At 65.9% G+C, this 21976-nt stretch carries 18 protein-coding genes and 1 pseudogene; 6 read left to right on the forward strand and 13 right to left on the reverse strand.

The features are described 5' to 3' along the window. Positions 1–76: 76 nt before the first annotated feature. Positions 77–1327, reverse strand: coding sequence for an MFS transporter (locus tag GEM_RS25985; RefSeq protein WP_014900398.1), 1251 nt, complete (start codon positions 1325–1327; stop codon positions 77–79). Positions 1328–1800: 473 nt separating this feature from the next. On the opposite strand from GEM_RS25985, the gene GEM_RS30610 reads away from it, so the two are divergent. Both GEM_RS30610 and GEM_RS25990 read left to right on the forward strand, forming a co-directional pair. Then, positions 1801–2106, forward strand: a complete 306-nt coding sequence (locus tag GEM_RS30610; RefSeq protein ID WP_014900399.1) for a PAAR domain-containing protein — start codon at positions 1801–1803, stop codon at positions 2104–2106. A 172-nt stretch (positions 2107–2278) separates the two neighbouring features. Then, complete coding sequence (locus GEM_RS25990) at positions 2279–3763, forward strand: aminotransferase class V-fold PLP-dependent enzyme (RefSeq protein WP_014900400.1); 1485 nt, start codon at positions 2279–2281, stop codon at positions 3761–3763. A gap of 108 nt (positions 3764–3871) precedes the next feature. Here GEM_RS25990 and GEM_RS25995 read toward each other — a convergent pair. Continuing rightward, positions 3872–4510 (reverse strand): annotated as a pseudogene (locus GEM_RS25995) (substrate binding domain-containing protein); the annotation flags it as partial. A gap of 24 nt (positions 4511–4534) precedes the next feature. Then, entirely contained in the window at positions 4535–5650 is a 1116-nt protein-coding gene (locus GEM_RS26000) for a DJ-1/PfpI family protein (RefSeq protein WP_014900402.1), read from the reverse strand. Positions 5651–5738: 88 nt separating this feature from the next. Here GEM_RS26000 and GEM_RS26005 point away from each other — a divergent pair, with 88 nt between their 5' ends. Together GEM_RS26005 and GEM_RS26010 are read left to right on the forward strand one after the other, a co-directional pair. Then, complete coding sequence (locus tag GEM_RS26005; RefSeq protein WP_014900403.1) at positions 5739–6749, forward strand: GlxA family transcriptional regulator; 1011 nt, start codon at positions 5739–5741, stop codon at positions 6747–6749. A gap of 306 nt (positions 6750–7055) precedes the next feature. After that, entirely contained in the window at positions 7056–8588 is a 1533-nt protein-coding gene (locus tag GEM_RS26010; RefSeq protein ID WP_014900404.1) for an amino acid permease, read from the forward strand. A gap of 122 nt (positions 8589–8710) precedes the next feature. Here GEM_RS26010 and glyA read toward each other — a convergent pair whose 3' ends face one another. The 3 genes from glyA to GEM_RS26025 all read right to left on the reverse strand — a co-directional run bounded on the left by glyA (position 8711) and on the right by GEM_RS26025 (position 12353). After that, positions 8711–9958, reverse strand: coding sequence for a serine hydroxymethyltransferase (gene glyA / locus GEM_RS26015; protein ID WP_014900405.1), 1248 nt, complete (start codon positions 9956–9958; stop codon positions 8711–8713). A gap of 333 nt (positions 9959–10291) precedes the next feature. After that, positions 10292–11071: an SDR family NAD(P)-dependent oxidoreductase gene (locus tag GEM_RS26020; protein ID WP_014900406.1), complete on the reverse strand. Its 780-nt coding sequence runs from the start codon at positions 11069–11071 to the stop codon at positions 10292–10294. A gap of 34 nt (positions 11072–11105) precedes the next feature. Continuing rightward, positions 11106–12353: a D-arabinono-1,4-lactone oxidase gene (locus GEM_RS26025; protein WP_014900407.1), complete on the reverse strand. Its 1248-nt coding sequence runs from the start codon at positions 12351–12353 to the stop codon at positions 11106–11108. Positions 12354–12608: 255 nt separating this feature from the next. Between GEM_RS26025 and GEM_RS26030 the strand changes: the two genes are divergently transcribed. Next, complete coding sequence (locus GEM_RS26030; protein WP_039320580.1) at positions 12609–13613, forward strand: helix-turn-helix domain-containing protein; 1005 nt, start codon at positions 12609–12611, stop codon at positions 13611–13613. A 164-nt stretch (positions 13614–13777) separates the two neighbouring features. Here GEM_RS26030 and GEM_RS26035 read toward each other — a convergent pair whose 3' ends face one another. Together GEM_RS26035 and GEM_RS26040 are read right to left on the reverse strand one after the other, a co-directional pair. Further along, on the reverse strand, positions 13778–14167 hold the full coding sequence (locus GEM_RS26035) for a 2-oxoglutarate dehydrogenase (RefSeq protein WP_272148408.1): 390 nt from the start codon (positions 14165–14167) through the stop codon (positions 13778–13780). Positions 14168–14249: 82 nt separating this feature from the next. Beyond that, positions 14250–16100 (reverse strand): S10 family serine carboxypeptidase-like protein, encoded by a 1851-nt coding sequence (locus GEM_RS26040; RefSeq protein WP_014900410.1) that lies wholly within the window; start codon positions 16098–16100, stop codon positions 14250–14252. A 591-nt stretch (positions 16101–16691) separates the two neighbouring features. On the opposite strand from GEM_RS26040, the gene GEM_RS32375 reads away from it, so the two are divergent. Then, positions 16692–16817: a hypothetical protein gene (locus GEM_RS32375; RefSeq protein ID WP_272148409.1), complete on the forward strand. Its 126-nt coding sequence runs from the start codon at positions 16692–16694 to the stop codon at positions 16815–16817. 101 nt (positions 16818–16918) lie between these two features. On the opposite strand, the gene GEM_RS26045 is transcribed toward GEM_RS32375, so the two are convergent. The 5 genes from GEM_RS26045 to GEM_RS26065 form a co-directional block, all read right to left on the reverse strand. After that, positions 16919–18730: an ExeM/NucH family extracellular endonuclease gene (locus GEM_RS26045; RefSeq protein WP_014900411.1), complete on the reverse strand. Its 1812-nt coding sequence runs from the start codon at positions 18728–18730 to the stop codon at positions 16919–16921. A gap of 190 nt (positions 18731–18920) precedes the next feature. Continuing rightward, a complete protein-coding gene (locus GEM_RS26050) occupies positions 18921–19862 on the reverse strand; it encodes a CopD family protein (protein ID WP_014900412.1) in 942 nt (313 codons plus the stop codon). After that, positions 19859–20245, reverse strand: a complete 387-nt coding sequence (gene copC, locus GEM_RS26055; protein ID WP_014900413.1) for a copper homeostasis periplasmic binding protein CopC — start codon at positions 20243–20245, stop codon at positions 19859–19861. Before copC ends, GEM_RS26050 begins: the two co-directional genes overlap by 4 nt. 14 nt (positions 20246–20259) lie before the next feature. Continuing rightward, complete coding sequence (locus GEM_RS26060) at positions 20260–20607, reverse strand: copper-binding protein (protein WP_014900414.1); 348 nt, start codon at positions 20605–20607, stop codon at positions 20260–20262. 72 nt (positions 20608–20679) lie between these two features. After that, the gene (locus GEM_RS26065) at positions 20680–21975 is read right to left on the reverse strand and encodes a multicopper oxidase family protein (RefSeq protein WP_014900415.1); all 1296 of its coding nucleotides are present in this window, start codon (positions 21973–21975) and stop codon (positions 20680–20682) included. Position 21976: the final 1 nt, after the last annotated feature.

The raw sequence follows: 21976 nt of genomic DNA on the forward strand, positions 1-21976 counted from the left end.
GCAGAACGCGTCACACTGTCACCTGATAGGTGTCAATCTCACCGGCCGCCGGGCGCGGGTACGACCGGGCGGCACGTTACGGCTGCTTGCCCGCCGTGAGCTCCGGCTGCATGCCCACCCGGCGCTGCAGCACGGCCGGCGCGGTTTCCCGCAGCAGCATGCTGACCACGATGCCCAGCATGACCGCACACATCGGCAGCCACAGGATGTTCTGGATCCCGAAGTGCGCGGCGACATAGCCGCCCATCGCCGGTGCGATGCCGCCGCCGAAGATCTCGCCGACGCCGACCACCACGCCGATCGAGGTCGACACGAGGCCGACGGGTGCGGCTTCGGTCGCCACCGGGCCCGACAGAAGCGACACCAGGCCGAGCGTGAAGAACGACGCGACGAACAGGACAACGAACAGTGCGATCGGCTGCGGGCCGAGGCCGCGGAAAATGTAGAGCATCACCGCCGTGCCGACGAAGCCCACGATACTCGCGAGGCGGCGTCCCACCAGGTCGGACAGGCCCGGCAAGCCGAACTGCCCGAGAAAGCCGCCGAAGCCGATTGCCGACACCACCAGGCCCATCTTCTGCGTACCGAGCGCCAGGTAATCCGTCAGGTACAGCGGCAGCAGCGCGCCGAGCACGAATACGCCGGTCATCGCGCAGCACAGCGCGGCCATCGCGACGAGGATGTTGCGGCTCTTGAGCACATGGCCGAGCGAAGCCGGCGCGTGTTCCGACACGACCTCCTGCGTGCGCTTCGGTTCGCGAATCACGAAGAACATGATCGCGCCGAGGATCAGCCCGGGAATCGCCACGAGCGCAAACACCCAGCGCCACGACACGAAGCTGAGCAGCTGGGTCGCGATGATCGGCGACAGCGCCAGCCCGAACAGCGCGAAGCCGCTTTGCTGCAGCCCGAGGTTCAGGCCGCGCCGCCGCGGATGCGACGCGTCGGCGGTCGCTGCGAAGCTCGTCGGGCAGAACGAGCCCTCCGCGACGCCCATCAGCCCGCGGATCGCGATCAGGCCGAGCAGGCCGCCCGCGAGCCCCGAGAAGCCCGACAGCAGCGAAAACGCGACGATGGCCGGGATCAGCACCTTGCGGCGGCCGACCTTGTCGGAGATGCCGCCCATCAGCGCCGCGAAGATGCCCCACGACAGGCCGAGCACGCCGATGCAGTTGCCGACATCCTGCGCGGTCAGGTGCAAGTCCTTCATGATCGAAGGGAACAGCGGTGCGATGAGCCAGCGGTCGAGGCCGACCAGCCCGAAGCCGAGCGCCAGCAGCGTCACCGCCTTCCACTCATAGGAGGTATCCCACTCGTTTGCTTTCATTTCCGTCTCCGTGGATTGGTCCGCCTGCACGCGCCGGAGCGTCCGTGCATGCGCCAGATCCGATGTCTTTGTGTGCGACGCGACCTGAGTCGCGAGGAAGTGGCGGCCGCCTTTGCGGTTGCAGGCGTCGAATTCAATCAGCCGACGCCCGAAAGATAGGTGCGCGGCTGCGGATCGGGTATGGAACAACCGGCGAACGCGCCATTCGCGAAACGCAAATAATCGGGCGTGAAAGGCGGGAAGTGTCGATGGAGAAGCGCTGCGCGAACGGGTGCAGCGTCGAAGTGGCACTCATTCGCGGGTTACGGGGGAATCCCTCATAGACATCATGGGCGCCGGTGCAGGGCGCCATTTGCGCGCTTCATGCAGATGACTCGGCAACGTCAGCGGTATTCGTGGTGATGCAAACCGGCGCTGCGGCATGTTGCGTGCAAGACGCGACCTCCGCGCGAATCATTCAGAGGACGAGTCCTATGCGAGGAATTATCCGGGTAGGCGACAGACATACCCACGGCGGCCGGGTCGAGTCCGGAGCCGAAATCAGCACGGTCATGGGGCGCGCGGCCGCCCGCTTCGGCAACGCTTGTTCGTGTCCGATCCACGGCGCCTGCACGATTGCCGCAGGTGACGCTGCATTCATCGTTGAAGGGGAAGCCGCCGCGTTCGACGGTCACGAGACGTCATGCGGCGCGACGCTGATGTCTTCAATTCCGACCCACCGCGCTGCGCTGAATGTTGCGCTGGCGTGCGTGCCCGCGGCCATGCGGGCATCCGTATGACCAATCCACCGCCATGCCGGGCCAGACCATGTGGAAGTAATTTCCCTCATAGCAGAAATAAATAAAACGTTATTCCACATCAAGCTACATTCCCAGCCAACTTTGGATCCTTTTTCCCCTCCCGCCCACGTATCATTTCTCCCATTCCGAAGCGAAAGAGCCAGAGACGGACATGAGCGATACCACTCCGCTGCACTACCTCGACTACGCAGCCACCACCCCGGCGGACCCCCGCGTGATCGAAGCGATGACGGCCTGCCTCGGTGCCGACGGCATCTTCGGCAATCCCGCGTCGAGCTCGCACGCCGCCGGCCGGCTGGCGAGGGAAAAAGTCGAGCACGCACGCGAGCAGGTCGCCGCGCTGATCGGCGCGGACGCTGACGAGATCGTCTGGACGTCGGGCGCCACCGAATCGAACAACCTCGCGCTGAAGGGCTATGCGGAGACCGCGACCGACAAGCGCCACCTGATCACGAGCCGCCTCGAACACAAGGCCATCCTCGACACGATGGCGAACCTGTCGAAGCGCGGGATGACGGCGACCTACCTGTCACCCACCGCCGACGGCGAAATCACCGTCGACGCGGTTGCAGCGGCGATCGGCCCCGATACGGGCCTCGTGTCGCTGATGCTCGTCAACAACGAACTCGGCACGCTGACCGACATCGGCGCGATCTCGCGCATCGTGCACGCGGCTGGCGCGCTGCTGCACGTCGACGCCGCGCAGGCGCTCGGCAAGACGCCGATCGACGTGCGCGCGCTCGGCATCGACCTGCTGTCGATGTCCGCACACAAGGTCTATGGTCCGAAAGGCATCGGCGCACTGTTCGTCCGCCGCGACATCGCCGACCGCATCGCGCCGCAGATTCACGGCGGCGGACACGAACGCGGCCTGCGCTCGGGCACGCTCGCGACGCATCAGATCGTCGGGATGGGCACCGCCTGCGAACTCGCCGCCGAAAAACTCGAGCGCGAAGCCGTGCGGATCGCGGCACTCAGCGCACGCCTGAAGGACGCGCTGCTCGCGCTCGGCGACATCACGCACAACGCGGCAGCGGCACGCCGCATCCCGCATACGCTGAGCCTCACGGTGAACGCGCCGGGCTTCTTCCCGTTCATGCTCGGCGATGCGCTCGCCGTGTCGTCGACCTCCGCGTGCAACTCGACCAGCGGCGCGCCGTCGCACGTGCTGACCGCGATCGGCCTCGATGCGGAAGCCGCGGGCCGCACGGTGCGCATCAGCTTCGGCCGCTACACGACGGAGCAGGACGTCGATTTCGCGATCGCGTGTTTTGCGCGCGCGCTCGAGCAATGCCGGGCCGCGGTGGCGACGGGGTTCACCGCGTCGCGCCAAATCACGCCGGCGGACCTGAAGGCGATCCGCAACGCAGGCTTTCGCGCGGTGATCTGCAACCGGCCGGACGGCGAAAGCGCCGATCAACCGGCGTTCGAGGCCATTGCTGCCGCTGCGCGCGAACTCGGCCTCGACGCGCACTATCTGCCGGTCGAACGCGATCGGATCGGCGATGCGGAAGTCGATGCGTTCGGCGCGCTGGTCGATGCGCTGCCGAAGCCGGTGCTCGCGTATTGTCGAAGCGGGAGCCGTGCCGGCATGCTGTGGAATCGGCTGACGGCGCGGCGCACCGCGACGGTCTGAGCGCAAGCCGCACGTCACAACGTACCACCCGCGTTCGCTCCTGAAGTCGACGTCTCGACACGAAGCCGCGCGGGTGGCGACACCCTCAAGCGCCCCCCTCCGCGGTCATCACGCGCCGTACGCATCCAGCGCCTTCAGCGGCACATGCAGGCTCTCGTTCGCGGCAAACGCGTCGAGCAGATAGTCGACCGTCGCCTGGACGCGCGGCGCCTTCAACGCACGATGCGGATACTGCATCGCCATCTCGTAGTCGCCCGGCAAATGCTGGCGACGCAGCACCACCTTCAACGCGCCGGCACGCAGATGCGTCCACGCGAGATGCACGCCGACTTGCGCGATGCCCAGACCGTCGCATGCAGCCTGAAGCACCGCCTCCGGTGCCGAGAACGTCAGCGGCGCCGCCTCGCCTGGATCGAGCGTGACGATACTGTCGCCGCGTGCCCTGAATCCCCACGTTGCGATCTCTCCGCCGAGAAACCGGCGCGCGATCAGCCGATGCGCGCCGAGTGCGTCAGGCGTGCGCGGCACGCCGTGTGCGGCCAGATAGCCCGGCGATGCAACCAGCACGGTATTCATGCGGAAGATCGGGCGCGACACCAGCGCCGAGTCGTGAATGTTGCCGCCGCGGATGACGATATCGTAGCCATCGCGCACGAGGTCGACGATCCGGTCGTCGAAATCGGCCTCCACGGACAATCCCGGATACCGGGCCAGCAATCCGGGCAGCACCGGTTGCAATCGGCGTCGCGCGACGCGTAAGCCCTGCAGCCGCTACTTCGCATACTCCAGTTGCAGCGCCACCCAGCCTGACGTCGCGTCGCCGTAGCGTGCCGCGACGTCTCCAAGCACACCGGGAAGCACCGCTTCGCCACGCCGCCCGTCGGGAATCGTCACGCGCGCATGCCGCGCATCGGCCGGCTGCGTCAACAACCGCAGCCCGTGCTTCGATTCGATCACGTGCGCATCCGCCGTTGCGACAACATCGCTGCGCCACGTCCGCGCCCACGCATCGGCGGTGAGTGCAACCGGGAGTTCGTCGAACCCGCTCGCCACCGGCAGATCGAAGGTCCGATGCCGCCAGAACGCAACGCGATTCGCCAGCGCGGTCGCCACGGCACGTGCGCTCAACGCGAACCGGCTACCGTCGTGAACATCGCTCCATCCATCCGCACCGATGTCCCGCGCCGTTTCGCGCGCCGCCGCCGGCCCGGCAAGCGCATTCACCAAGGCAAGCGACGCGGGAATCGACGCCGACACGCCGGTCGTCGTCATCACGTTGCCGTCCATCACGTAGCGGCGATCGTCGACCCACGCCGTATCGGTAAACCGGCGACGCAACCCGTCGCGCGAATACCAGTGCGCGGTCGCGGTGCGATGCCGCAACAACCCGGCGTTCGCGAGCACCTCCGCGCCATCGCAGATCGCCACCATCGTTGCGCCGGCCGCGGCCTGCTTGCGCAACCACGCCAGCACCGCCGGCCGGTCGGCACGATGCAGCGCGGGCACGATCACGACGTCGGCTCCCGACGGCTCGGTTGCGTCGAACCGGTCGAACGTGGCATCGGCCAGCATCCGCAGCGCGGGCATCAGTTCGACCGCGCCGGCGACGGCCGATACGGCCACGACGTCGACCACGCCGGATGTCTTCAGGATCGCATACGGGACGATGAAATCGGTCGTCTCCGTTCCCGCGTTGTCCGCGACGATCGCGACGAGCGGCCGCGTGCGGCCCGCCTTCGGGGCGTTCACGGTCAGCGTTTGCGTGACCGTTCGTGTATCGTCCGCGACCGCCGGCCCCGACCACCCCGATCCGCACACGCCCAACACCGCGCACACGACCAGCGCCACCATCGCGCGCGTCACGCCGTTTCTGTTCCATTCCCGCATCGCTCACCCGCGTCAATCAATTGCACGTCCGGAAAATTACAAGGATCATGCTCGCGGTCACAAGGACAACTCCACCGCACTTTCTGCCATGTCCCAGTCAACCGGTTCGGCACGCGACATCGTCGTCGTCGGCTTCGAAGGCGTCCAGTCACTCGACATCACGGGCCCGATGGAGGTGTTCGCGGTCGCGAACCGCCACCTGCCCGAGCACGTCGTTCCCTATCGGCTCACGCTCGCGTCGCAACACGGACACGACATCGTCACGCATGCGGGCCTGCGCCTCGCCGGTCCGACCGCACTCGCCGCGTTGCCCGAGTCCATCGACACGATCATTGTCGCCGGCGGCAGCGAAGCGGCGCTGCGCCACGCGGCATCCGAGGCCGGCGTGCTGCCATGGCTGCACACGCGAATCGCCGACACGCGGCGCATCGCCAGCATCTGCACGGGCGCGTTCGTCCTCGCCGCGGGCGGATGGTTGAACGGCAAACGCGCGACCACGCACTGGAACCAGTGCGCGATGCTGCAAGCGCTGTGCCCTGACGTGCACGTCGAGCCGGATGCGATCTACGTGAGCGACCCGCCGTTCCATACGTCGGCCGGCGTGACGGCGGGCATCGACCTGTGTCTCGCACTCGTCGAGGCAGACTGCGGCGCGCCGACCGCGCTCGCGGTCGCACGCGAACTCGTGCTCTTCATGCACCGTCCCGGCGGACAAACGCAGTTCAGCGTCGGACTCGGCATCCAGGCAAGCGCGACGCCGCGCATGCGCGCGCTGCTCACCGAGATCGCCGGCGATCCGACCGGCGAACTCGGCGTCGCCGCGCTGGCCGCACGCCTGCACATGAGCGAGCGGACGTTCGCGCGCAACTTCGTCAAGGAGACCGGGCTCTCACCTGCGCAGTTCGTGCTGGCAGCACGCGTCGAGCGCGCGAAGGCGCTGCTGGAGCGGGCCGACTGGACGCTCGAACGGGTCGCGGAACGGTCGGGATTCGGCAGCGTGGATGCGTTGCAGCGTGCGTTCGCGAAGCGGGTCGGGATATCGCCGCGCGACTATCGGGCGCGCTTCGGGCAGAGGCACGGCAAGCAGCAGCCGGAGTAGGCCCTTTCGCCGGCTATCGCATTTCGGCAAGCACGAGTCATCCCTGACTCATCGGGATTTCTTACAAAAATACAAGCCGGCATGCGATGCCCCCGAACGGTGCACGCCTCCGGAGTTTCACTGGATTGCCGAAATCCGATATCGCCGCGAGATTTGGCTTCATACCGTTCTCGTATCGGACCGGAACGCGACTGCCATCGACGCATGTCATCGCGTGCCACCGACGACTTCCAGGAGCGGGCCGCATCACATGGCCCGGGCAGCGATGACGGTCCTGCCATGCAGGACATACGTGACGGAGCGAATATGGATGCAAAAATCCAGCCTGATTCAGGCACCGACAGTGACGTAAGCCTCCTCCACAAGATGGGCTACGCGCAGGAACTGTCGAGACGCATGAGCGGTTTCTCGAACTTCGCCGTGTCGTTTTCGGTGATCTGCATTCTGTCGGGCGGCATCACGGCGTTTCAACTGGCGTTTTCCGCCGCCGGCGGCGCATCGATCGGCCTGGGCTGGCCGCTCGGCTCGCTGTTCGCGCTGATCGTCGCGGTGTCGATGTCGCAAATCGCGTCCGCGTTTCCGACGGCGGGCGGCCTCTACCACTGGGGCGCGATCCTCGGCGGAAAGAAATGGGGGTGGATGACGGCGTGGCTCAATCTGATCGGCCTGATCTTCGTGATCGCCGCGATCAATTTCGGTACCTACGATCCGTTCTTCAAAACCCTGATCGCACCGATGTTCGGCGTCAGTCCCGACAGCCTGACCTGGTGGCATCAGACGGCGTTCATCACGATCATCACCCTCTCGCAGGCGATCCTGAACGCACGCGGCATCAAGATCGCCAGCAAGATCACCGACCTGTCGGGCTATCTGATCTTCGTCGTGACGATCGCGCTGGTCGTGTCGCTGCTGGTCTACTCGCCGGTCGCGTTCGACCTGCATCGGCTGGTCACCGTCACCAACTTCACGGGCGTCGACGGCGGCGCATGGCCGAAACAGAGCACACCGCTCGCGTTCCTGTCCGGCCTGCTGCTGGTGACCTACACGATCACGGGCTTCGACGCATCCGCCCACACGTCGGAAGAGACGCACGACGCGGCGAAGAACGTACCGCGCGGCATCATCGGGTCGGTGTTCTGGTCCGCGGTGTTCGGCTACGTGATGGTGTGCGCGTTCGTGCTGGTCATGCCGGACCTGACCGCCGCGATGAAACAGGGCACCGGCTTCTTCGAAGCCATCCTCGCACCGATCCCGAAGACCTTGCGCGTCTGCCTCGAGCTCGCGATGTTCTTCATCAACTACGTGTGCGGCCTCGCCGCGATCATGTCGACGTCGCGCATGATGTATGCGTTTGCGCGCGACGGCGGGCTGCCGGCGTCGAAGCTGTTGCGCAGCGTGAATCAGCATCACCGGACGCCCGGCCCCGCGATCTGGACGTGTGCGGTGCTCGCGATCGTCGTCACGTTGTACGGCGACGCGTTCTCGGTACTGAGCGCGGGCAGCGCCGTGTTCCTGTTCATCTCGTATGCGATGCCGATCGGCTCGGGGATGTTCGCCGAAGGACGCACGTGGACCGAAAAGGGCCCGTTCCAGCTGGGCATCTGGTCGAAACCGTGCGCGTTGCTCGCGCTGATCGGCGCCTGCGTGCTCGCGTACGTCGGCATCCAGCCGCCGAACGAGAAGGTGCTCTACGTGCTCGTCGCGTTCGTGGCCGTGCTGATGGTGATCTGGTACGGCTTCGGCGTGCGCCACTCCTTCGCCGGGCCGCCGGTGCTCAAGGACACGCGCAACGACGAGCGGATTCGCGAACTCGAGGCGAACGTCGATCCGACGGTGTGAAGCGACACCTGCTCGCACACAGCGCAAAAAATCCGGCTCGCGGTTTGCGAGCCGGATTTTTTTCATCGCTTCGAACCAGACGAGGTTCAACCGCGTCGGCAGTTGAACCCGAATGCAGTGTCTTAGCCGTAAACCGGGAAACGCTTGGTCAACTCCGCGACCAGCCCGCGCACGCGCTCGATCGTCGCCGCATCTTCCGGTGCTTCCAGCACGTCGGCGATCAGGTTGCCGACCTTCTCCGCTTCCGCCGGACCGAAACCGCGCGTCGTCATCGCCGGCGAACCCAGACGGATGCCGCTCGTCACGAACGGCTTCTCCGGATCGTTCGGGATCGCGTTCTTGTTCACGGTGATGTGCGCCGCGCCCAGTGCCGCTTCCGCTGCCTTGCCTGTGATCTTCTTCGCGCGCAGGTCGACCAGCATCACGTGGCTTTCCGTACGGCCCGACACGATCCGCAGGCCGCGCTTGACCAGCGTTTCAGCCAGCACGCGCGCGTTCTCGACCACCTTCTCCTGATACGCCTTGAACTCCGGCGACAGCGCTTCCTTGAACGCCACGGCCTTCGCCGCGATCACATGCATCAGCGGGCCGCCCTGGATGCCCGGGAAGATCGCCGAGTTGATCGGCTTCTCGTACTCCGACTTCATCAGGATCACGCCGCCGCGCGGGCCGCGCAGGCTCTTGTGCGTGGTCGTCGTCACGAAGTCCGCGTGCGGCACCGGGTTCGGATACACGCCCGCTGCGATCAGGCCCGCGTAGTGCGCCATGTCGACCATCAGGTATGCGCCGACCGACTTCGCGATCTTCGCCAGACGCTCGAAGTCGATCTTCAGCGCGAACGCCGACGCGCCTGCGACGATCAGCTTCGGCTTGTGCTCGTGCGCCAGCTTCTCGGCTGCTTCGTAATCGATGTCTTCCTGCTCGTTCAGGCCGTAGCTGACGACGTTGAACCACTTGCCCGACATGTTGACCGGCGAGCCGTGCGTCAGGTGACCGCCGTGCGCGAGGCTCAGCCCCATGATCGTGTCGCCCGGCTTGAGCATTGCGAAGAACACGCCCTGGTTCGCCTGCGAACCCGAGTTCGGCTGCACGTTCGCGGCTTCCGCGCCGAACAGCTGCTTCACACGGTCGATCGCCAGTTGCTCGACCACGTCGACATATTCACAGCCGCCGTAGTAGCGCTTGCCCGGATAACCTTCCGCATACTTGTTCGTGAGCTGCGAGCCTTGCGCGGCCATCACGGCCGGGCTCGTGTAGTTTTCCGACGCGATCAGCTCGATGTGGTCTTCCTGGCGGCGGTTCTCGTCCTGAATGGCAGTCCAGAGTTCCGGATCGACGTTGGCGACGGTGCTGGTGGTGCGATTGAACATGATGATTGATCAAAAGAGAGTGATGGAATGACCCCGGTATGCCGGAATGGCCCGGACCCGCGCGAAGTCGAGCGCCGGACCGGCGCTCGATGACGTCGACAACCACGCCGCCCCGCGATGCCGGCTGAACGGTTATTCGGCATCGCCATTCCAGCAGACGCAAATGGGTTCAGATAGAAGGATTACGACAATCCGCTAGGACGCATCGCGCAGCGAACCGGCCAAAAAAAATCGAAGGCCCGCATCGCTGCGGAACCTTCGACAGAACTGCCGTTCCTGGAGAGGTCGTGCCTGCCCTTCGGCTTCTTGCGGATATCGGCGGGATATCGGGGCCTAAACAGCGGAAAAACAGTTGTCGACGAACAGGTGGGTGCCGTTGACGAAGCTCGATTCGTCGGACGCGAGGAACAGCGCGGCGGCGGCCACCTCCGAAGGCTCGCACAGCCGGCCTTGCTGCACCGCGATGGCTGCTTCGGTCGCGTCCACGCCCATCGCCTGCAGATCCTTCAGCTCGCGCATCCCGTGCGGCGTGCGGATGAACCCGGGCGCCAGCGCGTTGCAGCGGATGCCGCGGTCGCGGTACTCGACGGCGATCGCGCGCGCGAACATGTGGCACGCACCCTTGGTCGCGTCATACAGCACTTCGCCCGGCGTCGCGCAGACGGCCGAGATCGACGACGTGCAGACGATGCTGCCGCGCCCTTTCTCCAGCATCTGCGGCAGCACCGCCTTCGTCATCAGGAACATGCTCTTCACGTTCACGCCCATCAGCCAGTCCCATTCCGCCTCCTCGATGTCGAGGAACGGTTTGACGATCAGCGTGCCCGCATGATTGAACAGGATGTCCGCATTGCCGTACTGCTTGCGGGCCGCATCGACCGCGTTCTGCACGTCCGCCTGCTTCGACACGTCGGCGCCGAGGCCGATCGCCTGCAAGCCGGCATCGCGCAGCCGCGCCGCGAGCGTTTCGGCCGCATCGCCGTCGCGGTCGATGATCGCGACCTTCGCGCCTTGCGCGGCGAACAGTTCGGACGCGGCGCCACCGCATCCGCCGGCGCCGCCGCTCACGATGGCGACCTTGCCGGCCAGTCGTCCGTCAATCTTGGCATTCATAACGTCGTTCTCCAGTCTGGTTCGTTCGGACCACTCAGCTGAACAGCGTCCGAAGATGATCGTTGAGGAAATAGCCTTCGGGGTCCACGCTGCGGCGTAGTTCGCGGAACGCTTCGGCCTTCGGGAACCAGCGATCCACGTCGTCGCGGTTCGTGAAATGCAGCTTGCCCCAGTGCGGACGCGAGCCGTAGTCGCGCAGGATGTCGTCGACATCCTTCAGGAACGGCCAGTAGTCGACGCCGTTCGGACCGCCCGAACACGAGATGGTCACGCTGTCCTGCTGGTTGAACGGGCTGATCCACGCCGGATCGCCCTTCGTGAACCGGTATTCGACCGGGAAGATGCAGTCGCGATGCTTCGTGAGGATCAGGTCGCGCACGCGGCGCAGCGCTTCCTTGCCGTGTTCCGCGGGCACCGCATACTCGAGTTCGTGGAAGTTCGCGACGTAGTGGATCGCGTAGACCTCGGAGCTGTACGCGATCTTCTCGTGCTCGCCTTCGTAGAACGTGCGCTCGTCGGTGAGGTCCATCACCTTGATCTCGCACACGTCGTAGTCCTTCTTCGAGTTCGACACCCTGGTGGTGTCGGGCAGGCAGTACAGGTCGCGGCTTTCCGACGTCGGGCACCAGAAGAAACCGAAATGCCGGTGCTTCGCCGCGAGGTCGTCGTACTTTTCCATCAGCGCTTCGAAGTCCTCGCGCCACACGCGGTCGTGCAGCCAGAACGCGTCGGTTACCTGCAGCGTCAGCTCCGAGACCACGCCGAACATGCCGATATTCACCTGCGTCGCGTGCAGCAGGTCGAGGTCCCGCTGGTCGCTCACGTCCATGATCGAGCCGTCCGGGCGGACGATCCGCATCCCGACGACCTGCGACGACAGGTTGCTCAGCGTCGTCCCCGTGCCATGCGTGCCGGTCGCCAGTGCACCGGCAATGGCCTGCGAATCGATGTCGCCCTGGTTGACGAGCGAGAAGCCGATTTCCTTGAGATGACGGGTCACCGCATTGATCCGGGTGCCGGCCTTCACCGTCACGCGCTGCTGCCGCTCGTCGACCGCGACGATGCCCTGGTAATCCTTCAGCGACAGCAGCAGGCCACTCGTCGCGACGACCGACGTGAACGAATGTCCCGATCCCGAGCATCGGACGTTCTTGCCCTGGCTCGTCGCCGCATGCACGAGTTCGGCAATCTCCGCCTCGCTGGTCGGCGATGCCATGTGCGCGGCGACGCACGACTGATTCCCGACCCAGTTCCGCCAGAATCCGCCACGTGGAAGCTCCATCGATGTCTCTCCAGAGGTGCGCCTGCGGCCCTGCGCCGGCAGCCGTGTTCGGTTCGGCCGGCAACGAAGCGGGAGGCTCCCGGCGCCGGCGCGATGCGTTGCGATGCATTCATGCCAAAGGTATTGCGCCTGCCGGCGTTTCACTATCGGATTTCGGCAAGCGAGGGTTTCCACCGGGAAAAAGCCTGCCGGGGCTTTTTGACCGCCTGGTGCAGCGGCTACAATGAATCGATCCGCCCGCCCCCTCCCGACCCGATGACGCCGTCTGCCGATCCGAGCGATTTCTCTGGCACCCCGTTGTTTGCGCGAACGGTGGCGTTCTGCGCGTTCACCGATGTGGAAGAGCAGGCGCGGATCTTCGACGGCTGGGACCTGAACTACACGCAGATCTCGGGCGGCCTGTTTCACGGCTCGTCATCCATCGTGTCGCTGGGCGGCATCCGGCTGCTGGTCGAAGATCTCGACAAGGTGATCCTGCAGCAAGGCGCGGTGCCGGCGGATCGCATCGCGGTGGCCGTGCCGCTGGAGCTGGAAGGCCTGGCACGCATGTGCGGCGGCAAGAGCGGGCGCGACAGCCTGCACGTGTTTTCGAGCCAGCCCGTATTCGAGTTCTACTCGCCCGACCGGCACGTGCTCGTGAACGTCGAGATCGAGCCGGACAAGCTGTCGACGGAGGCGATGCGCACGCTGGCCGCGTCGCTTCGGGCCCGCACCTTCGCGCCGCTGATCCCGATGGAAACCCATGTCGCGGACCGTCTTCGCGTCCTGTTGCGCAACACCATGGCCGCGGCCGCGAAATGCGCGCCGATCGAGGATGTGACGACGCAGGACCGGATCGAACTGCTGGAGCGGACCGTCCTGTATGCGATTTCCGAAGCGATGACGGTGCCTGCGCCCGACGCGGACGCGCTCGCGACGCGCCCGACGAAGTACTGGTCGCTGGTCAACGCGGTGCAGGAGCGGCTGCAGGATGCGTCGACCTGTCCGCTGTCGATCGCCGAACTGTGCGTGCAGCTCGGCATCAGCCGGCGGACCGCGCAATACGCGTTCAACGACACGCTCAATCTGAATCCAATTGCCTACCTGCGCGCCGTTCGACTGAATCACGTTCGCCGCGCGCTTCGGCTCGGCGAATCCGTGACCTCGGCCGCAACGCAATGGGGCTTCTGGCACCTGAGCAGTTTTGCGCAGGACTACCGCACGATGTTCGGCGAGTTGCCGTCGGCGACGGCGAGGCGCTACGCGCACCGGGGAAACTGAGCGTGGTTCGCATGCGTACGTGTTGCCCGCATGCGTGCTGAGCTTCCATGAAGAAAGCCGCGGCAGAACACGCGCCGCGGCATATCGAAAGCAGGTCGCCGAGGCCGGACGGCCGGCACCCAACCGGCACCGGCCGCCCGCCTGGACACGACCGCGCTACGCCATCACTCCTGCTGTTCCTGCTGCGCCTGCACCTGCCGCTGCTGGATGAACTGCCGCACATCGCTCATCGTCACGCGACCGGCGTGCTTCGCATCGATCTCGTCGAAGTGCTTCGCGACAAAACCGAGCCCGCTGCTCTGCGCCTGCGCCTTCGTCACGGCCGCGCCGTCGCTCAGCACCGTATTGCCGCCGAGCCTCGCGTCGACGCGCTTCTGCGCCTGCTGCTGCAGCGTCGCGCCGGTCGACGGCAGCACCGGCGCCACGCGGGTCGAAGGAAAGAACGGACCGTCGACGCCGTGCCCGCCATGCGGCAGCTTCACCGGCGCCACCGCCTGCGGCGGCAGTGCGTAGGCGCTGCTCATCACGGCGCCGAGGACGATCAACGGAGACATGCGTCGCATCGAATTGATTAGGGACATGATCACTCGCATTCAATGGATGAACAGAGGGTTCCTTTGACAAGGAGTCCGTCGTTTACGGTGCCGCCGCCAGCGTCGTCGCGGCCGTCGCGCCCGGCACGCTGCCGGTCGGCGTGCCGGCCGGGTTTTCGTCCGGCCAAGGCGGCGGCAGCGTGCGCAGCGTCAGCGCGGTCGGAATCCGCTTGCCCTGGTAGAAGATCTTCAGGTCGCGCTTCATCTGCGGACGGGCCACGTCATCCAGATACGTCATGTGCCCGCCCTGGAAGAAGTTCACCTGCAGCTTCGGATTCAGGCCCTTCACCGTCTGCAGGCGCGCGAGCTGCTTTTCGGTGTTGAAGAACGGCGTCGCCAGGTCGTGCAGGCCGTTTTCCGCGAGCACGTGGAGCTTCGGATTGAGCTGCAGTGCGCCGAGCAGATCGGGGATCGTGTCGGGCATCGGCTGGCCGTCGTGCGAGAAGTCCCACACCTGGATGATGTTGTCGTTCAGCGGCAGGTAGGTCGCGTTCGGCGCGGTATAGCCGAGGTAGTCGGGCATCTGCGTCGCGAGCGCGTTCGTGAACGGCTGCGAGATCAGGATGTCCGACGGGTCGCCGTCCGCCTGCAGGCGCGGATCGGCGTTCGGCAGCGATACGCGTCCGTCGTAGCGGCCGATCGTCGTTCCCGGCAGCAGGCTCGTGCCGAACGGATTCGCGTTGAAATACCCGCGCAGCGCCTGCGTCGTCAGGCTCGACGGCAGCGACCACAGCTTCAGCGTCGCATCGCTCGGGAACACCGGCGTGCCCAGCGCATCCGGAATGCCAAGCTGGCTCAGCACCCACGACTGCGAGTACTGCTGCAGCTGCTTGTAGATCAGCGTCGTGAACAACTCGGTCTGCAGTGCATACAGATCGGGATTGACTGGCGCCGGCGACACCTGGTTGAAGTACGCCGCGACCGCCGCATAGCCGGGCAGATAGCCGGCCACGGTATCGGTTTCGAGCAGCAGCCCTTCGGTCGACTGCGTGATCGCCACCGCTTCCACTGCATCCGCGAAGTAGTTCAGGATCGCCGACTGCAGCACGATCCCCGTCAGGTGCACGCCGGCCGATTCGAGCGCCAGCGCGAGCATGTCGGTACGCGGCGTGCCGTACGATTCGCCGTACAGGTAGATCGGCGACGTGCCGCGGCTGTTCACGTTCAGGTAGCGCTGGATGAAGTCGCGCATGATGTTCACGTCCGCATCGGAACCCCAGTACTTCTGGTTGGTGTTCGGCAAGACGGCTTCCGACAGCCCGGTGCCCGGCGGGTCGATGAACACGAGGTCGGTCGTGTCGATCAGGCTTTCGGCATTGTCGACGAGCGGATAGTTCGGCCAGTTGGTGCCGAACAGCGGGTCGGGAGTAGCGACGCGCGTCGGCGCGAACGAGCCGAGCCGCAGCCAGATCGACGACGAGCCGGGGCCGCCGTTATAGACGAACGTGACGGGGCGCGGCTTGCCGTTCGTGCTCGGCGCGGTATACGCGACATACGACATCGACGCTTCCGCATTGCCGTTCGCGTCCTGCGCGGTCAGGTGGCCGGTGGTCGTCGTGTAGTTGACCGTCGTGCCGCCGGACTTCCACTGGTAATGCATCACCGCCGCCTTCTCCGAGACTTGCGTCGCCGCGAGGCCGTCGGTTGCGTTCATCGAATAGGCAACGGAGTCGACGTAAGGCTGGTTCGCCGCCGGCGTCTGATTGCCGGCCGCCTGTTGTGCGCTGGCCTGCTGGCTGGCGGTGGCCTGCGCGAGGCTCGACGCGCCGACCGACGACGAATCGTCGCCGCCGCAGCCAGCCAGCGCCAGCGTCACGACGGTCAATACGCCAAGCCCGGCCAGCCGGCCGCGACGGTCGCGGCGGCTGCCGGTACTGCTCCTGTCTGGTTTCATCTCGGTCCTTTGTGTTGGGTCGGATACCGCTTCACACAGGCCGCCACCACCGGCGAAAAACGCGCAGGCGGACCCGCCACTCGCATTGCACGGTTGGCAGACGGCGCTTCGGGATTGGACTTCTTCGAGAGACTGAACTTGATACAGACACAGCAAACTGCTGGCGGAGAATGATGCGGGAACGCCGCCCCCTTGCAGTTGTGACGACTTTTGTATGACCAAAATTTACGACATCACAAAAATAGGCGGTGCTGCGGCGCGTTGTCAAAGATCATTCTGATATTAAAAAATCTCTTATGATGCGAACGGGGGTCAGTGTCTGGAATTTGAAAGAAAAACGATTGTTCGAATTGAGCGCGCCGTACGAATCACTTTTTCCTGGAATGCCGCGCCTTTTTCGCATGTCCCGCAACGCTCGCCGGGCATTGGATGCCGCGTACGGAAGCCCTTCCAATCGACATGATTTTTCTTTCATTTTAATTATGCCGCATCGATTGGCGCGAATCATTGAATAACCGCCGGCGCCACCCACAAAATACCGATTTCATTAATTCATCGAGCGCGCGACGGAATTATTTACCCGATATCGAAATGAATCCGCCCGACATTCGGACGGCATTGATGCGCAATACGCGGGCATTCGCAATGAAGAAGCGATCATTCGCGCCGCGCATTCCGGATCGCATCGCTGCAATCGATCGCGGATCGGGCACGTGATGCCGAGGGGAGAGACGCCGCGTGAGCGAGCGGCAGCGCCACTGCTCACGCGACGACGTGCGGCATCGCCGCACGCGTTGCTTCAGACGGTCGACCGGCGATCAGTGCCCGCCGCCCGGCAGCGCGATATCGATCAGCACCGGATCGTGGTCCGATGAACGATACGCATCCGGCGCGTAGAAGGTCTTCTGCTGCTCGGCCGACTTGTACGCGAGCGTGTACTGCAGCGCGAGCGGCTCGTCCGCGTTGATGTGCCATTCGTGCACGGCCTTCACGTGCGACGCGAGCGGCAGCGACGCGAGCGCGTGATCGAGATAGCCGGCTTCGCCGTTGTACACGTAGCTGTACGCGTTGGCGCCGATCCAGCGCGACACGAGGTTGCGGTAGCCGCGCGATTCGAGCAGGCGGATCGGATCTTCATACGTGTAGCTGTTGAAATCGCCGATCAGCAGCACGCCCTGCCCCGCGACGCCCGTCGGCGTGCCGGCCAGCCAGTCGGCCAGCTTCGCCGCCGCGCGCGTGCGCGTCGGGTTCCAGCAGCCCTGGCCGTCGCCCTGGTCGAGATCGTCATTCGCCGCATCAGGGCAGTTCTTCGACTTCAGATGGTTGACCGCGATCGTCAGCGCCTGGTTGCCGCCGATCCGACGGAACGATTGCGCGAGCGGCTGGCGGTTCTTGTCGTCGATCGCGAGCGTCGACGCGCGGCCGACGGGTTCGACCGCGCGGCTGTCGTAGATCATCGCGACCGTGATCGCGTCGCCGCCCAGGCGCGACGTGCCCGGATCGACGACGCGCCAGTTGCTGCCGAGCTTCGCCGCGAGCTGGCGCACCGCGCTCAGTTCGCCGTAGCCGTTGTTCTGGATTTCCATCAGGCCGATCACGTCGGCGTTCAGCGCCTTCAGCGCGCTGACGATCTTCGCTTCCTGACGCTGGAATTCCGGGTAGGTCTTCGCGCCGCGGTTGTTCGGGTCGTCGAAGCCGCCGCCGAGACCGTTGCCGTTGAAGTAGTTGAGGACGTTGAACGACGCGACGCGCAGGTTCGATTTCGGATCGCGTGCCGGTGCGTTGGTGCGCGGGTTCGAACGCGTATCGAACGCCGGCGCGGCCGCGCCGGGCAGCGGCTGCACGCGCCATGCGCCGTAACGCACCTCGAGCACGCCTTCGACGTCGCGCACGGTGTAGCCCGCGCGCAGCGTGTTCGCGGCGGAGAGTTGCGGCGCCGGATACGGCACCGTCGCCGGGTTCTGCTTGTTCGAGCCGTCGTCGAGGACCAGCCGGTTACGTGCGTTCGCATCGATCTGCGTCTGCGCCTGCGACGGCGGCACCACGCTCGTCGGCGTGCGCAGGCGGCCGTTGCTGAGCATCACGCTGCCGTAGCGGCCGAGCTCGTAGTTGTCGGTGACGTTCAGCGTCTGCGGCAGGCGCACCAGCATCCCTTCATACGCGGCGAACGTGCCCGGGTTGTCGACCGGCAGCGTGAGCGTCGCCGGCGTGACCGTCTGGCCGTTCGCGCACACCGCGATCGCGCCCGACAGCGTGAGCTGGGTCTGGCCGTATTTCTCCTCGACCTTGCCCGTCACGTGCACGAGATCGCCGGCCTTCGCACGCGCTTTCGGTGCATAGACGAACAGCCCTTCCGACACACCCGGCTGGTTGCGGCGCTGCGCGTCGGCCTGCTGGACGAAGAAGCCGCCGAAGCCGTCCGTGCCGCCGAAATCAGCGGTGACGACCGCTTCGATCGACACGTTCTGGCCGGCCAGCGGCGACGGCGCGCCCGGCCCCTGGATGTCGGCGATCGGCGTCGTGCTGCCGCCGCAGTTCGGGCTGACGGGGGCGGCGGTGGCGGCGAAGACCGGTGCAGCAAGCGTGGGCAGCAGCAATAGCGGGGCAAACAGGCGGATTGTCGAGCGCATGACGGGGAATCCCGGTTGTGAGGGTGGCGAAAGCTTAGCGGCGCTTGGTGACAGTTTTTGGTAATGCGCGGACAGCATGTTGTAATTTTCGTTATCACGCTGCGGCGTCCGAAACCGGGAAATCGTCTGACGAACACCCACGCTGTTCGCGACGATTTCCCGCTACGGCCGTGGCCGGCAACCGGTGACGCTAAACCGTCCCCGGCAACGCGCTCGACACGAGCACCGCCGCCACCATCAGCACGCCGGCCAGCACGACCGCCTCGATTCGCAGCACCGCGCCGAACCCGCGCAACGCGCTCACCGGCATCGCGGCGCCCGGATCCTTCAGCGCGGCCAGCAGCGTCGGCATCCCGAAGAAGCGGTTGTGTCCGCCGAGTGCCGCCGCGATCAGCACGAGCGCGAGCTTGAGCAGCAGAAGCTGCCCGTAGGTCGACGCGAGCAGGTTGGCCGGTGTCGCGACGCCGCGCCACCCGTTGTAGGTGCCGGTTGCGAACAGCACGACCAGCGCAACCGTCGACGCATCGGAAAGCGACTGCACGAACGACGCGCCGGTCGTGCGTTCGCTCGCGGGCAGGCCGGCGAGGCGCGGCATCACGCCGAACGCCGTCACGAATACGAGGCCGACCCACGCGCTGATCGCGAGCAGATGCAGCCAGTCGACCCACACCGGCATGCTGAACAGCCCCGCATCGACCGGATGTCCGCCGTTGCTGCGTGCCAGCGCGACGCACGCGAGCGCGCCCCACATCGCGAACGGAACACGCGCATCGCTCGCGCGCCGCAGGAACGACAGCAGCACGATGACGACCGTGAACACCGCGCCGGCCAGCCACGCATGACCGAACCCGGTGCCCGCGAGCATCGCGCGGACGGCCGGCCCCGCTTCGAGCAGCGATACTTCACTCATCAGCGCGCAGTGCGCCCAGAACGCCGTGATGCTCGCGAGCAGCGACACGACGGACGCAGCGCGCAGCGTCGCGACGAGCCGCCGTGCGGTGTCGCGCTGCCACGCCGACGCGCCGCGCGCGAGCCAGTGGCTGCCGAGCAGCGTGCCGACGATCACCGCGAACCCGGCGTTCTGGATCGCCACCGCCACCAGCCGCAGCAGGCCGACGATGCCTTCGTTCACTCTTTCACCTTGAACGTGTAGGTGCCCTTGGTGCGATGCGCGTCGGCCGTCATCGCCGCCCACTGCACGGTGTACGCGCCCGGCACGAGCTTTGGCAGCGCGACGGTCATCACGCGCGGCGCGGACGGATCGACTTTCGCCTTGTCGTGCGCGACGGGCTTGCCGCTCGCGTCCGATACCTTCACCGAACTGAACGTCGGTTCGAGATCTTCGTTGAAGGCGAGCCGCAACGTGTCGGGCGCGGTGTCGACCGTGCTGCCGGTCGCGGGCGTCGCGCTTTCCAGCTTGCCGTGCGCCGATGCCGCCACCGGCGCGGCGGCGATCAGCGCGCCGGCCGCGACGCAGCCGGCGAGCCGCGTGATCTTCGCGATCGTCGTGTGCATGTTCATGTCCCGCATCACGGCTTGCGCAGCGCGACGACGGTCAACGCGCCGCCGACGTCCTCGGCGACGAAATCGATCTTGTCGCCCGCCTTGACCTGCGACAGCATCGCCGGATCCTTCACCTTGAACACCATCGTCATCGCATCCATCCCGAGGTTGTCCAGCGGGCCATGCTTGATCGTCAGCTTGCCCGCGGCCGTGTCGACCTTGCGGATCTCGCCGTGCGACATCCCGCGCGTCGCGTCGGCGCCCTGCTTCGCGTTGCCGCCCATGTCCATGCCGGCCATGTCGCCGGCCGCGTACGACGCGCCGGAAAACACCAGCGCGCAACCCGTTGCAATCGAAACCAGTCCCTTCTTCATCGTGCCTGCTCCATCCAGAGTGAGTGAAATGAAACCGGCGGCCGCATCGGCACGGCCGCCGCGTGCTGCTGCTCAGCCGTCCGGCAATTCGCCGGTGTATTCGTACGCGACGGTGCCCTTCGGATGCCTGAACCAGCCCGGATCGCGATAGTCGTTGCGACCGAGCCCCTGCCGGACCTTCAGCACCGTGAACATGCCGCCCATTTCCAGCGGCCCGAACGGGCCGGTGCCCGTCATCATCGGCAGCGTGTTGTCGGGCAGCGGCATCTCCATGCCGCCCATCGCACCGCCGGTGCTGCCCATCGCCATGTAGTCGGGCACGAGCTTGCCGATGCGCTTCGCGAGATCCTTCTGCGGCACACCGATCAGGTTCGGCACCTGGTGGCCCATCGCATTCATCGTGTGATGCGACTTGTGGCAATGGAACGCCCAGTCGCCGGGGCGATCGGCAGTGAACTCGATCGCGCGCATCTGGCCGACCGCCACGTCGGCCGTCACCTCGGGCCAGCGCGCCGCCGGCGGAATCCAGCCGCCGTCGGTGCCAGCGACCTCGAAGCTGTAGCCGTGCAGGTGGATCGGATGGTTCGTCATCGTCAGGTTGCCGAAACGAATCCGCACGCGATCGCCCGCGCGCACCGGCAGCGGATCGATGCCCGGGAACACGCGCGAGTTGAACGTCCACATGTTGAAGTCCGTCATCTCGTTCACGCGCGGCGTGTAGCTGCCCGGATCGATGTCGTAGGCGGCGAGCAGGAACACGAAGTCGCGATCGACCGGCATCGTCGCGCGATCCTTCGGGTGCACGATGAACATGCCCATCATCCCCATCGCCATCTGCACCATCTCGTCGCCGTGCGGGTGATACATGAACGTGCCGTGCGCCTCCAGCTGGAACTCGTAGACGAAGGTCTTGCCGGGCGGGATATGCGGCTGGGTGAGGCCGCCGACGCCGTCCATCCCGTTGGGCAGCCGCAGCCCGTGCCAGTGGATCGTCGTGTGCTCGGGCAGCCGGTTGGTCACGAAGATGCGGACCTTGTCGCCTTCGACGGCCTCGATCGTCGGGCCCGGCGACTGGCCGTTGTAGCCCCACAGGTTCGCGTTCATGCCTGGCGCCATCTCGCGCACGACGGGCTCGGCCGTCAGGTGGAACTCCTTCCAGCCGTTCTTCATCCGCCACGGCAGCGTCCAGCCGTTCAGCGTCGCGACGGGCGTGTACGGGCGGCCGTTGGGCGGCACGATCGGCGGCTGCGTGCCGGCTTTCGCCATCGTGGGCGCTTCGGGCAGCGACGCGGCACCGGCCTTGCTGACCATCGCCGCACCGAGCAGCGCGGCGCCCGAGCCGCTGAGAAATTGTCGACGGGACACCATG

The organism is Burkholderia cepacia GG4 (genome assembly GCF_000292915.1).
Classification (GTDB): domain Bacteria; phylum Pseudomonadota; class Gammaproteobacteria; order Burkholderiales; family Burkholderiaceae; genus Burkholderia; species Burkholderia cepacia_D.